The sequence below is a fragment of the Pantoea sp. X-Soil-YNGN-775 genome (genome assembly GCF_059730575.1).
This window is the reverse complement of sequence record NZ_AP035946.1, coordinates 450,002-463,524: the sequence shown is the minus strand read 5'-3', so window position 1 is coordinate 463,524 and position 13,523 is coordinate 450,002. Positions and strand designations below refer to the sequence as shown.

Here is a 13,523-nt window from a genome sequence, read left to right as displayed (position 1 = left end):
CGATCGCGTTTTCCGATCGGCGCTGCTCCCGGCCGGATGAACTGTGATCGCGGCGAAAGTTTGATCATTTGTAATCGATTACTTTACAGCTTACCAATCGGTAATCGATGATAAATGGCGAGGTTCTGATGATAGCGACAGTGCAGGAGAGTGCGCGTCAGCGCATGCAGCAGCGGCTGCTGGTTCCACGTCTTTCCCTGATGATGTTTATGCAGTTTTTCATCTGGGGCAGCTGGTCAGTCACCCTGGGTCTGGTCATGACCCAGCATAATATGTCGCTGCTGATTGGCGATGCGTTTTCGGCCGGGCCGATCGCCTCGATTTTATCGCCTTTCGTGCTTGGTATGCTGGTGGATCGCTTCTTTCCGTCGCAAAAGGTGATGGCGGTAATGAATCTGGCGGGCGCGGTGATTATGTGGTTTGTGCCGCAGGCGCTGATCGCTGAAAACGGCGCGCTGCTGATTGCGCTGTTATTCGGCTATACCCTCTGCTTTATGCCGACGCTGGCGCTGTCGAATAACATTGCCTTTCACAGCCTGGCCAGCAGTGAGAAAAGTTTTCCGGTTGTCCGGGTGTTTGGCACTATCGGCTGGATCGTGGCGGGGATATTTATTGGCGTAACCGGCATTTCCGCCAGTACTGCGGTTTTCCAGCTGGCGGCACTGAGTTCGCTGGTGCTGGCTATCTACAGCCTGACGCTGCCGCATACGCCGGCCCCGGCCAAAGGGTTGCCGCTCAAAGTGCGGGACCTGTTCTGTGCCGATGCCTTTGCGTTGCTTAAGCTGCGTCATTTTCTGGTGTTCGCGCTGTGCGCCACGCTGATTTCGATTCCGCTCGGCACCTATTACGCCTTCACCGCATCCTGGCTGGCGGATGCCGGGATTCAGAACGTCAGTACGCTGATGTCGCTGGGGCAGATGTCGGAAATCGTCTTTATGCTGATCATCCCGCTGCTGTTCCGTCGGCTTGGCGTCAAATACATGCTGCTGATTGGCATGGCGGCTTGGTTTGTTCGCTATGCGCTGTTTGCGCTGGGGATGAGTGACGAGACGCGCAGCCTGATCTATCTCGGCATCCTGTTGCACGGCGTCTGCTATGACTTTTTCTTTGTGGTGGGCTTTATTTATACCGATCGCATTGCCGGTGAAAAGGTCAAAGGTCAGGCACAGAGCATGGTGGTGATGTTTACTTATGGCATTGGCATGTTGCTGGGATCGCAGATCTCCGGCGCGCTCTATAACCAGCTGGTGGCGGGCAATGCCAGCGCGGAGAGCTGGGCGATTTTCTGGTGGATCCCGGCGGTAGCGGCGGCGCTGATTGCGATTATTTTTCTGTTCTCGTTCAGGTATCGGGATTGAGTGTTTTATTTAAGGAGGCGGAGATGAAAACAGTAAAAGGGCCGGGCATATTTTTGTCGCAATTTATTGGCGATCGACCCCCGTTTAATTCACTGGCCGGACTGGCTGAATGGGCGGCGGGACTGGGATATAAAGCGTTGCAAATCCCCTGTCATCAGCCCGCGATTTTTGATGTTGAGCAGGCGGCCACCAGCCAGACCTACTGTGATGATATCCGCGGTCTGCTGGCAGGCTATGGGCTGGAAGTCAGTGAACTCTCAACCCACCTGGAAGGGCAGCTGATTGCGGTGAACCCGGTGTTTGATGCTGCCTTCGACAATTTTGCTCCGGCTGCGCTGCGCGGCGATCCGGCCAGGCGAACCGAGTGGGCGATAGCCACACTAAAGCGCGCGGCGGCGGCCTCGGAAAAACTTGGCCTGCAGGCGCATGCGACTTTTTCCGGATCGCTGGCCTGGCCGTGGTTCTATCCGTGGCCACCGCAAAGCCCGGCGCTGTTCGATGAAGCCTTCGCCGAACTGGCGCGCCGCTGGTTACCGGTGCTGGACACCTTTGACCGGCACGGCGTCGATCTCTGTTATGAAATTCATCCGGGCGAAGATCTGCATGATGGCGTGACGTTTGAGCGATTTCTGGCGCAGGTCAATCATCACCCGCGCTGCAATATCCTGTTTGATCCCAGCCATCTCCATCTGCAACACATCGATTATCTGCAGTTTATCGATATCTATCATTCGCGGATTAAAGCGTTTCACGTAAAGGATGCCGAGTTTCTGCGCAATGGCCGCAGTGGCGTTTACGGCGGCTATCAGCCGTGGCTGGCGCGGGCCGGACGTTTCCGCTCGCCAGGCGACGGGCAGATCGACTTTAAAACCATCTTCAGCAAACTGGCGCAGTACGATTACCCAGGCTGGGCGGTACTGGAATGGGAATGCTGCCTGAAACAGGGCGAGATCGGCGCGCGTGAAGGCGCAGAGTTTATCCATCGCCATATTATTCCGGTCGCCGATCGCGCTTTTGACGATTTTGCCGCCGCCGCGGCGCCGGTACGCAGGCAGCTGGGGCTGGACTGAGTCCCTGAAGGTCGGGCGGGCGACGCAGCGGTGCAGAAAAATGTGTTAGCCTGCCTGTCACCGATTTGAGCAAGGGTTGCCATAATGTCGATTCAGAAAATCGCCCGGCTGGCCGGGGTCTCGGTTGCCACGGTTTCACGGGTGTTAAATAACAGCGACAGTGTCAAAGATCGCAATCGCCAGAAGGTGCTGCAGGCGATCAAAGAGAGTAATTATCAGCCTAACCTGCTGGCGCGTCAGTTGCGTACCGCCCGCAGCTCCATGATTCTGGTGATGGTCTCGGATATTTCTAACCCGTTTTGCGCTGAAGTGGTGAAAGGGATTGAGGAGCAGGCTGAGAAAAACGGTTATCGCATTCTGCTGTGCAATTCAGGTTCAGATATCGAGCGATCGCGTTCCAGCCTGCAGTTGCTCTCCGGCAAAATGGTAGATGGCATCATCACCATGGATGCGTTCAGTAAACTGGCCGAGCTGAGTCAGTTGATTGGCACTGCGCCGTGGGTGCAGTGTGCGGAATATGACGACAGTGGCGCGACCTCCTGTGTCGGTATTGACGATCGCGTTGCCGCCCGGCAGGTGGTCGGGTATCTGGCTGAACAGGGACGGCAGCGCATCGGCCTGATCAATCACGATCTGAGTTACAACTATGCCCGGCTGCGTCAGCAGGGTTATCTGCAACAGCTCGGTCAACAACGGCTGAGCTGGCAGGCGATCGCCTACGCCAGTGAGCTGAGTTTCAGCGCCGGTCAGGCGGCGATGAATCTGTTACTGCAGGCTGAAACCCGGCCAGACGCGGTGTTTGCCGTCTCTGATACGCTTGCCGCCGGTGCAATGGCGGCTATTCAGCAGGCTGGCCTGCGCATCCCGGACGATATCGCCGTGGTTGGTTTTGACGGCACCGAGCTGGCCGGCATGGTTTCGCCGCCGCTGACCACTCTGGCCCAGCCGTCACGTGAGATAGGCCGTCAGGCGTGCGAACTGGTGCTGCAGAAAATTGCCCGGCCCGACGCGTCGCCGCAGCGCATCATCATGACCGGCGAATTAATCCTGCGCGCCAGCAGCTAACACCTCACTTATCAGCCTCCCACTTTCATGCGAAATACCGCTTAGTGTTATTGTCCACTAATCCGTGACAGTGATTGGCTTTTGACGCCATTGTTCGACGATCAGGTTTACTTATATGCTGTTTCTAACGAAGGGCACTCGCGCTTCACACCATTAAACAGCACGTTAAGGGGCAGAATATGATTGAGCAAAGATTGTCAGAACAACGCGGCGTCGGTGATCACGGCTGGCTGAATTCACGTCACACCTTCTCCTTTGCCAACTACTGGGACCCGAAACAGGTTGGCTTTTCTGATCTGCTGGTGATTAATGATGACCGGGTGGCGAAAGGACGGGGCTTCGGTGCGCATCCCCACAGCAACATGGAGATTATCTCTTACGTACTGGAAGGCGCACTGGCGCACAAAGATTCGATGGGTACCGGTTCAGTTATCGTGCCCGGCGACGTGCAGCTGATGAGCGCCGGCAGTGGCGTGACGCACAGTGAGTTTAACCACTCCAGTACCGATGGCGTGCACTTCCTGCAAATCTGGGTGGTGCCGGCAGAGAAAAACAGCCCGCCGGGATATCAGCAGGTTTCGATCAGTGAAGCGGATAAACGCGGTACTTTGCGACTGATCATTTCGCCGGAAGGGGAAAACGGCGCGCTGCGGGTGCGGCAGGATATCCGCATCTATGCAGGCTTGTTCGACGGAGATGAGCAGCACACCCTGACGCTGCCGGACGATCGCTACGCTTATATTCATGTGGCGCGCGGCAGTATCACCGTTAATGGACTGCAATTTAATGCCGGAGACGGTGCGCGGGTGCGTGACGAGAAATCACTGACCTTCAGTGGCGGTAAAGAGGCAGAAGTGTTGGTGTTCGACCTGCGGCCAAATGAAGTCAATCATCCGACCCGTTAATCAATACCGTTAATAAAAAAACTGCGCGGCCTGCACCGCGCAGTTTTTTGCTGTTAACGCGCGCTCAAAAACGCCAGCAGATCCTGATTCAGTTGATCCTGATGCGTCACCGCGAAACCGTGTGGCGCATTGTCATAGACCTTCAGTTCTGATCCTTCAATCATCTCTGCGGCCACTTTACCGGTGGATTCAAACGGCACCACCTGGTCGTTGCTGCCGTGGATCACCAGCGTCGGCACATCTACTTTGGCGATATCGGCACGGAAATCGGTCTCGGAAAAGGCGGTAACACAATCAACGGTGCTCTTCAGTGAGGCCAGCAGCGCAATGTTCAGCGTCTGGGTCAGCACGCCTTCCGAAACGGTCTGACCGGCATTAAGACCGTAGAACGGCGTGGCGAAATCACTGATGAACTGCGCACGATCTTTCAGCAGGCCATCGCGGATACCGGCAAACACCGACAGATCGACGCCCTGCGGGTAATCAGCGATTTTGCCGAACACCGGGGTTACCGCGCCCAGCAGCACCAGCGCCGCCACGCGAGCAGTGCCATAACGGCCGATATAGCGCGTCACATCACCGCCGCCCATTGAGAAACCCACCAGCGTGACATCCTGCAGATCGAGATGAGTAATCAGATCGTTAATATCAGAAGCAAAAGTATCATAATCGTTGCCGGTCCAGGGTTGTTCGGAACGGCCAAAGCCACGACGGTCAAAAGCGATAACCCGGTAACCGCGCTCTGCCAGAAAATTCATCTGGCTGTCCCACATATCCGCATCCAGCGGCCAGCCGTGGCTGAACAGTACAGGCTTACCGGTGCCCCAGTCTTTGAAATAAATTTGGGTGCCGTCGGTGGTTTTGAGTGTGCTCATGGTATTGCCCTCTACGTGACGTGATGAATGGAAGGTTGCTGTACAGCCGGTCAGGCTGGTGCCACCAGGTATCGAACTTCAGGCGGATTTTCACCCTGATGAAAGGCGTTAACCCGACGCTGGATTTTTTGATCGTTGATGGTATAGCGCTCTTTCTGGCGTAAATGTTCTACCCAGGAGCCCACCACAAAGGTTTCGACGAAAATGCCAGGCTGGAGAATATCTTCATAGACTGACCAGTTGATGGCACCGCCCCGACGCCTGACGCGACGCATATCCTGCATGCAGACGGCAAAGGCATGGGCTTGTTCAATATTAATCCGGTATTCGTAATTCACCATCACCGGACCGCGTTCATGACGAATATCCAGCACCGGGGCGTTAACGCCATCACCGATCATATCGAGATTCAGATCGGGGTCCTGATCCAGCCGCCAGCGCCATACCGTGCTGCTGGCCAGTACCATACCGAGCGTGGCGATACAGAGTGAAACCGGAATGCTGAAGTGGGAAGCCAGCTGTCCCCAGATTGTGCTGCCCAGCGTCATTGAGCCAAAGAAGACCGTCAGGTAGACCGCCAGCGCACGCGCCTTGACCCATTTGGCTGCGCTGCGCTGCGCGCCCAGGTTCAGCGTTGACAGCACCGCAATCCAGGCGAAGCCGGTAAAGAACTCACAGGCATTCAGCAGCCAGAAATGACGGACAAAAGCCAGCGCCAGCATGGTCAGGGCGAATAACAGGCTGGCCAGCACCATCAGCCGATCGGAACTGAAGCGGCGGCGCAGGCGCGGCAGCATCACCGCGCCGGTAATCGCGCCGATGCCGATACAGGCGAGCATAATGCCGTAACCACCCGGACCGAGGCCGAGTTCCCGCCGCGCCACCAGCGGCAGCAAAGCCCAGCCGGCGCTGCCGAACAGGAAGAAGGCGACCGTGCGCACCAGCACGTTGCGTAACACCGGTGCGGCGTGAACATAGCGCAGTCCGGCGCGTACGGCCGGAAAGAAGTGCTCCGGCGGCAGGCGCTGGACGCTGGGTTCCGCCTTCCAGCGATAGAGCACCCACGCCACGCCGAGCACCGACAGCGCATTCAGCAGAAACACCATCCACGGACCGGTAAAGGAGAGGATCAATCCGCCCAGCGCCGGGCCGATGGCGCGACTGATATTGATGCCCAGCGAGTTCAGCGCAATCGCCGGACCCAGCTCCGATTTGCTCACCAGATCCGGGACGATCGCCTGGAACGGTGGCGAACTCATCGCGGCACCGGCGCTGAGCAGGAAGGCGGCGGCCAGCAATACCGTTGGCGTAACGTGGCCGGTATAGGCCAGTACCGTAAGCCCGGCGGCGGCGATAAAGGTCCACAGCTGGGAGAACAGCAGGTATTTGCGACGGTCAACGATATCCGCCATCACGCCCGACGGCAGGGCGAACAGAAACATCGGCAGACTGCTGGCCGCCTGCACCAGCGCCACCGCCAGCGGATCGGCGCTCAGCGTTAGCATGGTCCAGTTGACGCCGACATCGTTCATCCACGAGCCGATATTGGAGACCACCGTGGCAATCCACAGCATCCGAAATACCGGCTGACGCAGCGGCTGCATCGGAGAAACAGCGCTCGCCTTCGGCGCGTCGCTGACCTCCTGATCCAGCTGGTGAATGTCATTAACCTGCGCCATGGCGCACCTCCTGTTGAGCGCTGGCACCCAGCCGCCAGCCGCCTGGCCCGGTTAATGCCAGGGTGGTAAAGATGATCAGCAACAGCCAGCCAAACTGGCCTTCAGCAATCGACCAGCCGGGATGAACCACCAGCATCGCCACCAGCAGCACCGCAATAATCGGCAGACAGGCAAGGCGGGTACCCCAGCCGAGGATGATAAATATCGGACACACCACCTCCGCCAGAATGGCCGGTAGCAGACTCATCATCGGACCCAGTCCAAACGGGTCCTCGATACGCGTCAGTTCTTCATTGAAATGCAGAATTTTAGGCAGACCGTGCACATGTAACAGCAGCAGGCTGCCCGCCAGTCGCAGGAAGAACAGCCCCGCGTTAACCCGGGGCGGCTGAGTGAATAAGGTCTTCATGATTAAAACGCGAAGCAGCTGCAGCCGAGCGCGCCCCAGAAGGCGTTATCTTCGGCGACCGGCACGCTGGACCCGCGCGCGATATCATGTGAGTGGCTGTGTACGCCGCACGGTCCACTACAGTGGTGAGCAGCAGGCATCATGCCGACGCGGCTCTGCGCCACTGGCGGAGCGCTGCGGTAATGGCCCGGCACGTTGACCACCGGAGACCACTCTGGCAGAACCGGAATGGCCGGCGGCGCTTCGGAGGTGAATGAACCGGCGGCATAAACCACGTTGCCATCCACTACGGTCAGCACCGATTCAATGCCTTTGATCTCCTCTTCAGGCACGCTGAAGAAGTCTTTGCTTAATACCGCCATATCCGCCAGCTGACCCGCTTTAATCTGGCCTTTTTTACCCTGTTCGCTGGAGAACCACGCGCTGCCCTGGGTCCAGAGCATCAGTGCGGTTTCACGGTCGAGGCGGGCGTTGACGTCATACATCTGCATGCCGCCGACGGTGCGCCCGGAAACCAGCCAGTAAAGTGCGGTCCACGGGTTATAGCTGGCGACGCGGGTGGCATCGGTGCCGAGTCCGACCGGCACGCCGGTTTCCAGCATCCGTGCCACCGGCGGGGTATGCCGGGTGGCTTCAATGCCGTAGCGTTCGGCAAAGTATTCACCCTGAAACGCCATGCGATGCTGGACCGCAATTCCGCCGCCCAGCTCTTTGATACGATCAATATTGCGCTGGGTGACCGTTTCCGCATGGTCGAAGAACCAGTGCAGCCCGTTAAACGGAATATCGCGGTTGACCTTCTCGAACACGTCGAGCATCCGGCTGATCGATTCGTCATAGGTGGCGTGCAGGCGGAACGGCCAGCGATGCTCGACCAGATGACGCACCACGCGCTCCAGCTCATCTTCCATGCCTGGCGCTAAGTCAGGACGCGGCTCAAGGAAATCCTCAAAGTCGGCCGCCGAAAACACCAGCATTTCGCCCGCGCCGTTGTGGCGGAAATAGTCACTTCCCTGGCCCGGCGTCAGCATATCGGTCCACTTTTCGAAATCTTCCAGTTCGTGGCCTGGCCGCTGGGTAAACAGGTTATATGCGATGCGCAGCGTCATCTGCTTCTTCTGATGCAGTTCGGCAATGACTTGATAATCTTCGGGATAATTCTGGAAACCGCCGCCGGCATCAATGGCGCTGGTCAGGCCGAGGCGATTCAGCTCGCGCATAAACTGGCGCGTAGAGTTGATCTGTTGCTCCAGCGGCAGCTTCGGTCCTTTGGCCAGCGTGGCGTAGAGGATCATCGCATTGGGGCGGGCAATCAGCATGCCGGTCGGGTTACCGTTGCTGTCGCGCTGAATTTCACCGCCCGGCGGATTAGGGGTCTCTTTGGTGTAGCCCACTACTTTTAACGCGGCGCGGTTAAGCAGGGCGCGATCGTAGAGGTGCAGCACAAACACCGGCGTGTCCGGCGCAGCTTCGTTGATCTCGTCGAGCGTCGGCATCCGGCGTTCCGCAAACTGGAATTCCGTCCAGCCACCTACCACCCGCACCCACTGTGGTGACGGCGTACGCAACGCCTGTTCCTTCAGCATACGCAGCGCATCGGCAACCGAAGGAACGCCTTCCCAGCGTAATTCGAGGTTGTAGTTCAGACCGCCACGGATCAGATGCAGGTGTGAGTCGTTCAGACCCGGCACGGCGGTGTGACCTTTCAGATCGATCACTTTGGTGCCGTCGCAATGGTATTCCATCACTTCCGCCAGCGAGCCGACCGCGACAAATTTGCCTTCGCGGATGGCGACGGCCTCGGCAAACGGATTGCTGCGGTCAACGGTGTGAAATTTGCCATTGGTTAATATCAGTTCTGCTTTACCCAGCGTAACCATAGATCCTCCTGAATGGGGTTGTCCGACTTGCCGCGGGACAGGGAAGTGCGCTGCAGGGAGCAGGGCACGAATAGAACGGATTATGGTGAGTGGTCAGTCGGAGCGTCTAGTTATACGAAGGGATACCTATACCTTCGTATAGTTATACGCAGAGATAATAGTCTGGCTTCGCCGGTCGGCCTACACTGCGACCAGACAGCCAGCAGCCTGAAGAGAAAGCCTGCATTTACGCGTTCTGGCTGTTCATTTTGCTCCGTTACGGTTTACGGAAATCCAGTTACTTAACCTCTATGGGTGAACACATGTCCAACGCTAAGCTTGAAGTCCTGACGCCACACAATAGCCAGATCATTTTCATCGACCAGCAGCCGCAGATGGCGTTTGGCGTGCAGTCAATCGATCGTCAGGTCCTGAAAAACAACACCGTTGCGCTGGCGAAAGCGGCCAAAGTTTTCAACATTCCCACCATCATCACCACCGTAGAAACCGAAAGCTTTTCGGGTCACACCTATCCGGAGCTGCTGGATGTATTTCCCGGTCAGGACATTTTAGAGCGCACCTCGATGAACTCCTGGGATGACCAGAAAGTGCGTGATGCGCTGGCGGCCAACGGTAAGAAAAAAGTGGTGGTTTCCGGTCTGTGGACCGAAGTGTGTAACAACAGCTTTGCGCTGTGCGCGATGCTGGAAGGGGATTATGAGATCTATATGGTGGCTGATGCGTCAGGCGGCACCACCAAAGAGGCACATGACTATGCCATGCAACGCATGATTCAGGCCGGTGTGGTTCCGGTTACCTGGCAGCAGGTGATGCTGGAGTGGCAGCGTGACTGGGCTAACCGCGATACCTATGACGCGGTAATGAACATCGCCAAAGAGCATTCTGGTGCTTACGGCATTGGCGTGGATTACGCCTACACCATGGTGCATAAAGCGCCATCACGTCAGAAGAGCGAGCACCGCACGCTGGCGCCTGTTCACGCGCCTGTACGCAAAGTTGCAGCCTGCTGATCGGCATCTGATGCCGGTCAGCACCGCCGCAGAACAGGAGCCTGATATGTTTCCTCTTATTATTTCACTCGGCGCAGGCGTGCTGATCGGCTTGCTGTATGCGCTGCTCAATGTCCGGTCGCCCGCACCGCCCGCCATTGCCCTGGTCGGCCTGCTGGGCATGTTGCTGGGCGGCGCGTTGATGCATGCCTGGCTGCCCGCGGCCAGACCGGCGACCGCGCTGCTGCAGCCGGCCGATCCAGCCACTCTCACTTCACATCAGGTAAGCCGATCATGATGAAATCGTACGCTGTTTCGCTGATTGTCGGGCTGCTCGCCGGGATAGTCTATGTCCTGATCGATGTGAATTCCCCGGCACCGCCGGTGATTGCGCTGGTGGGGCTGTTTGGCATGCTGGTGGGTGAGCAGTTGATTCCGCTGGGAAAACGCTTAATCCGTCGACAGCCAGTGACGCTGGCGTGGTTCCGCCACGAATGTGTACCCAAAATCAGTGGTACACCGCCGCCGGGCGGCGATAAAGCACCCTAAGTCCTTTGCCAGGCAGGTAAGGACTTTCAGAGGATAACTGCATGACGCTGTCACAGCGTATTGTCATTGTTGATGATGAACGCTCAGTCCGCAGTGGACTGAGCAATTTGCTGCATTCTGACGGCTACACCACACGACTCTTCGAGTCGGGCGAGGCGTTACTGGCAGATGACAATGCGCTTTCTGAGGTGAGCATGTTGATCATTGACGTCGGACTCAAAGGGATGAGCGGTTTTGAGCTGTTCACGCTGCTGAAACAGCGACCCGCGTTGCCGCCGGTGATTTTCATCTCAGCGGATCTGGAAGAGACCACTCTGTGGTACGCCATTGCGCTGGGCGCGCTCACATTTTTCCGCAAGCCGATCGATGTTGATGCCTTTCTGCATCTGATACGCAGTGAGTTGTCTGACGACGAGGGCAGTCGCACCAGCCTGACCGATGGCTAGCTGGCGACTGCCGCAGGGAATAACCTGGCCGCGCGCAGTCGCCGGGTGGGTGGGTGATCGTTCTGCATCATGCAAGCGAGGGTGAGGCTGGATCGGGCAACCTTATTGATGCTACCGGCTACCCGACAGCCTCAGCGGCGTCGGGTGTTGGCGATATTCAGCCGTTCCGCTGCCCGCACCAGATCGGATAACGATCGGGCATTCATCTTCTCCATCACCCGCCGCTTATGCACTTTGGCGGTAATCTCACTGACGCCCATCTCTGCGGCAATCTGTTTATTCAGCAGCCCGCTGATCGCCAGCAACATGACTTCACTTTCACGGGGGGTCAGCGTCTGATGGCGCAGGGTCATCTCACGTTTCTCCTGCGAGGTCGCCATATTCTGTTCCGCAATGCGCATGGCTTCTGACACCGCCTGCAGAATACGGTCAGGATCAACCGGTTTGGTCAGGAACTCATAGGCGCCGGTTTTCATCGCCCTCACCGTAACAGGAATGGTGCCAAAGCCGGTTAAGAAGATGGTGGGGATGGTGTAACCGCGATCAATCAACACCTGAGCGACTTCAAACCCATCCGCGCCCGGCATATTAATATCCAGAATCAGGCAGCAGGGAAGCGGGGCGAAGTCGTGCGCCAGGAAATCATCAGCGGAAGAAAAAGAAATAACCTCGTAATTGTCGGAACTGAGCAGATTACTCAGGGCTGTCGTTACCGCAGCGTCGTCATCAACGATATATACGATGTGATTCATAGAGATCTCATTCCAGCCAGCAGTTGAGAGAAGTATCAAACCTGGGTGGTGTAAAGTGATCAGCAGTTATTTCACTCTTAGCCTGTCAGCCACAGAAAACCACCGGTGTTTACAGAATCTTATCATAACAATTTTCATTATCATCTATAAATTACATCCTTTATAAGATACGGATAAATTATTGAAAATAATGGTTAAATGATGAGCTAAGTGGCGACCGATGGCGCGATGAAACAATGTTTCAGTCGCCGTGCAACGGGCTTCAAAGCGGATTATTTCTGTCATCTTTACGTCATTTTTTGTTGTCAGATAAATCCACAGTTGAATAGTGCAACTACCCAGCGGAAATAATCCATAATGCTGTTAAGCGTAATAAGGCGATCGGCCCAGGCAGTAAACAGAGCATTGTGACAAAAAGATTCTGCCCGGACGTAATTACTTTTTATTATGTCTGGCATCTCAGTGGCAGCCGCATTTTTATCGCAGGATAAAAACAGGGCCAGCAATTCTTAGTATTCATCATCCCGGGTGAAAAAGGGCGGATGATGGTTAGCGCCGGGTGACGAAAGCCAGTACTACATCGCCGGGAATTATTATCCTGCTGAGAGAATTCTTTATCGCTGCCGTCTGGCGGCAACCGACGTTACTGCTCATAGTTACAACATACTAATTAATGCCCTCTTACCCAGCCTCTGCTCCGCAGCAGCAGGTGGCTTTAAAGGCGTTGGTGCCGCCTTAACCTATCCGTTTGTATAACTATCCATCTGCGACGCTGAGCGGAATAATCGTCACTGCTTCAGCCGGACAGCATGCCGGTTGCGATTCAGTCACTTTCAGCGCGGAGGGCCTATGTGTGAGGAGCTAAGCAGACAGGCAACATTGCCTGCGACGGGCAGCAGTAGCGTCAGGGCGATGGACGCCGTGGTCAGCGATATTCTGCCGTGGATTGAACAAAACCTGTTTGATGAACGGGTGCGGGTGAAAACCATCACCAGCAAAAGCGGTTACGGTCACTGGCATTTTCAGCGCGCCTTCCGCGACCGCACCGGCTATAACCTCGGCGAATATATCCGTCTGCGCCGGGTGATGCGCGCGGCGGTGGCAGTAATCGCCACCAATAAGGGGCTGCTGGATATTGCGGTGGAAAACGGCTTTAGCAGCCAGCAGAATTTCACCCGTACCTTTCGTAAATACCTCACTTTGACGCCCGGCGCGTTTCGCAATCGATATGGTCACGATCTGGTCGCCTGTGAGCGTTACCTGTCTGAACGGCTTAATCCCGACACCGCGCCCTGGCTGCGGCTGGCGCTGGCGTCACAGCAATATGGTTCCCCTCTGTTCTGTGCCGCCTGAAGGGGGTTCAGGATAAACGCCAGTCGAGCCGTGCTGCTGTGACGGCAGCGCTGCACTGAAAGGCTCGAGGGCAGGCTATTCCTCCACTGTGTTAAGCAATAACTCTAATCAAAAGAAACAGCTGCGTCGGTGGCGGCTGTCGGCTTTTCCCGCGCGGTAAAAAGTCATTACATTTTAAAACGTTTTACGATTC

The 13,523-nt window shown here is 56.5% G+C and carries 14 protein-coding genes; 9 read left to right on the top strand and 5 right to left on the bottom strand.

All coding sequences use genetic code 11. The features are described 5' to 3' along the window. Positions 1-128 precede the first annotated feature (128 nt). The 4 genes from AC6I8I_RS22085 to AC6I8I_RS22070 all read left to right on the top strand — a co-directional run bounded on the left by AC6I8I_RS22085 (position 129) and on the right by AC6I8I_RS22070 (position 4,398). Complete coding sequence (locus AC6I8I_RS22085) at positions 129-1,358, top strand: MFS transporter (RefSeq protein ID WP_312055668.1); 1,230 nt, start codon at positions 129-131, stop codon at positions 1,356-1,358. Positions 1,359-1,381: 23 nt separating this feature from the next. After that, entirely contained in the window at positions 1,382-2,428 is a 1,047-nt protein-coding gene (locus tag AC6I8I_RS22080; RefSeq protein ID WP_497820964.1) for a sugar phosphate isomerase/epimerase family protein, read from the top strand. A gap of 84 nt (positions 2,429-2,512) precedes the next feature. Then, positions 2,513-3,493 carry a LacI family DNA-binding transcriptional regulator gene (locus tag AC6I8I_RS22075; protein ID WP_316553946.1) on the top strand — a complete coding sequence of 327 codons (981 nt, stop codon included), beginning with the start codon at positions 2,513-2,515 and terminating at the stop codon, positions 3,491-3,493. A 179-nt stretch (positions 3,494-3,672) separates the two neighbouring features. After that, positions 3,673-4,398 carry a pirin family protein gene (locus tag AC6I8I_RS22070; protein ID WP_497828713.1) on the top strand — a complete coding sequence of 242 codons (726 nt, stop codon included), beginning with the start codon at positions 3,673-3,675 and terminating at the stop codon, positions 4,396-4,398. A gap of 53 nt (positions 4,399-4,451) precedes the next feature. Here the strand turns inward: AC6I8I_RS22070 and AC6I8I_RS22065 are convergent, their stop codons facing one another. From AC6I8I_RS22065 to AC6I8I_RS22050, 4 genes are read right to left on the bottom strand one after another with little or no spacing between them, the layout of a single operon-like run. Then, on the bottom strand, positions 4,452-5,273 hold the full coding sequence (locus AC6I8I_RS22065) for an alpha/beta fold hydrolase (protein WP_312055672.1): 822 nt from the start codon (positions 5,271-5,273) through the stop codon (positions 4,452-4,454). Positions 5,274-5,323: 50 nt separating this feature from the next. After that, positions 5,324-6,952 carry an MFS transporter gene (locus AC6I8I_RS22060; RefSeq protein WP_312055673.1) on the bottom strand — a complete coding sequence of 543 codons (1,629 nt, stop codon included), beginning with the start codon at positions 6,950-6,952 and terminating at the stop codon, positions 5,324-5,326. Beyond that, positions 6,939-7,361: a DoxX family protein gene (locus tag AC6I8I_RS22055; protein ID WP_312757520.1), complete on the bottom strand. Its 423-nt coding sequence runs from the start codon at positions 7,359-7,361 to the stop codon at positions 6,939-6,941. Before AC6I8I_RS22055 ends, AC6I8I_RS22060 begins: the two co-directional genes overlap by 14 nt. Positions 7,362-7,363: 2 nt before the next feature. Further along, positions 7,364-9,241 (bottom strand): amidohydrolase, encoded by a 1,878-nt coding sequence (locus AC6I8I_RS22050; protein ID WP_089561783.1) that lies wholly within the window; start codon positions 9,239-9,241, stop codon positions 7,364-7,366. A gap of 302 nt (positions 9,242-9,543) precedes the next feature. On the opposite strand from AC6I8I_RS22050, the gene AC6I8I_RS22045 reads away from it, so the two are divergent. Genes AC6I8I_RS22045 through AC6I8I_RS22030 form a run of 4 tightly spaced genes read left to right on the top strand, consistent with a single transcriptional unit; the run spans position 9,544 to position 11,225 of the window. Then, positions 9,544-10,251 (top strand): hydrolase, encoded by a 708-nt coding sequence (locus AC6I8I_RS22045; RefSeq protein ID WP_497828712.1) that lies wholly within the window; start codon positions 9,544-9,546, stop codon positions 10,249-10,251. 46 nt (positions 10,252-10,297) lie between these two features. Next, entirely contained in the window at positions 10,298-10,528 is a 231-nt protein-coding gene (locus AC6I8I_RS22040; RefSeq protein ID WP_312055674.1) for a DUF1427 family protein, read from the top strand. After that, on the top strand, positions 10,525-10,779 hold the full coding sequence (locus AC6I8I_RS22035) for a XapX domain-containing protein (protein ID WP_497828711.1): 255 nt from the start codon (positions 10,525-10,527) through the stop codon (positions 10,777-10,779). The genes AC6I8I_RS22040 and AC6I8I_RS22035 overlap by 4 nt, the downstream gene beginning before the upstream one ends. A 41-nt stretch (positions 10,780-10,820) precedes the next feature. Continuing rightward, positions 10,821-11,225, top strand: coding sequence for a response regulator transcription factor (locus tag AC6I8I_RS22030; RefSeq protein ID WP_312055676.1), 405 nt, complete (start codon positions 10,821-10,823; stop codon positions 11,223-11,225). Between the two features lie 131 nt (positions 11,226-11,356). Here the strand turns inward: AC6I8I_RS22030 and AC6I8I_RS22025 are convergent, their stop codons facing one another. Next, positions 11,357-11,977, bottom strand: coding sequence for a response regulator transcription factor (locus AC6I8I_RS22025; RefSeq protein WP_312055677.1), 621 nt, complete (start codon positions 11,975-11,977; stop codon positions 11,357-11,359). A gap of 849 nt (positions 11,978-12,826) precedes the next feature. Here AC6I8I_RS22025 and AC6I8I_RS22020 point away from each other — a divergent pair. Continuing rightward, positions 12,827-13,330: a helix-turn-helix domain-containing protein gene (locus AC6I8I_RS22020; protein WP_312055678.1), complete on the top strand. Its 504-nt coding sequence runs from the start codon at positions 12,827-12,829 to the stop codon at positions 13,328-13,330. Positions 13,331-13,523 lie beyond the last annotated feature (193 nt).

Excerpts from the sequence above, each read along its gene's own strand:
- AC6I8I_RS22060 (WP_312055673.1), bottom strand. The coding sequence starts at position 6,952 with ATGGCGCAGGTTAATGACATTCACCAGCTGGATCAGGAGGTCAGCGAC.
- AC6I8I_RS22040 (WP_312055674.1), top strand. The coding sequence starts at position 10,298 with ATGTTTCCTCTTATTATTTCACTCGGCGCAGGCGTGCTGATCGGCTTG.
- AC6I8I_RS22050 (WP_089561783.1), bottom strand. The coding sequence starts at position 9,241 with ATGGTTACGCTGGGTAAAGCAGAACTGATATTAACCAATGGCAAATTT.
- AC6I8I_RS22030 (WP_312055676.1), top strand. The coding sequence starts at position 10,821 with ATGACGCTGTCACAGCGTATTGTCATTGTTGATGATGAACGCTCAGTC.
- AC6I8I_RS22080 (WP_497820964.1), top strand. The coding sequence starts at position 1,382 with ATGAAAACAGTAAAAGGGCCGGGCATATTTTTGTCGCAATTTATTGGC.
- AC6I8I_RS22020 (WP_312055678.1), top strand. The coding sequence starts at position 12,827 with ATGTGTGAGGAGCTAAGCAGACAGGCAACATTGCCTGCGACGGGCAGC.
- AC6I8I_RS22075 (WP_316553946.1), top strand. The coding sequence starts at position 2,513 with ATGTCGATTCAGAAAATCGCCCGGCTGGCCGGGGTCTCGGTTGCCACG.
- AC6I8I_RS22055 (WP_312757520.1), bottom strand. The coding sequence starts at position 7,361 with ATGAAGACCTTATTCACTCAGCCGCCCCGGGTTAACGCGGGGCTGTTC.
- AC6I8I_RS22085 (WP_312055668.1), top strand. The coding sequence starts at position 129 with ATGATAGCGACAGTGCAGGAGAGTGCGCGTCAGCGCATGCAGCAGCGG.
- AC6I8I_RS22045 (WP_497828712.1), top strand. The coding sequence starts at position 9,544 with ATGTCCAACGCTAAGCTTGAAGTCCTGACGCCACACAATAGCCAGATC.
- AC6I8I_RS22025 (WP_312055677.1), bottom strand. The coding sequence starts at position 11,977 with ATGAATCACATCGTATATATCGTTGATGACGACGCTGCGGTAACGACA.
- AC6I8I_RS22035 (WP_497828711.1), top strand. The coding sequence starts at position 10,525 with ATGATGAAATCGTACGCTGTTTCGCTGATTGTCGGGCTGCTCGCCGGG.
- AC6I8I_RS22070 (WP_497828713.1), top strand. The coding sequence starts at position 3,673 with ATGATTGAGCAAAGATTGTCAGAACAACGCGGCGTCGGTGATCACGGC.
- AC6I8I_RS22065 (WP_312055672.1), bottom strand. The coding sequence starts at position 5,273 with ATGAGCACACTCAAAACCACCGACGGCACCCAAATTTATTTCAAAGAC.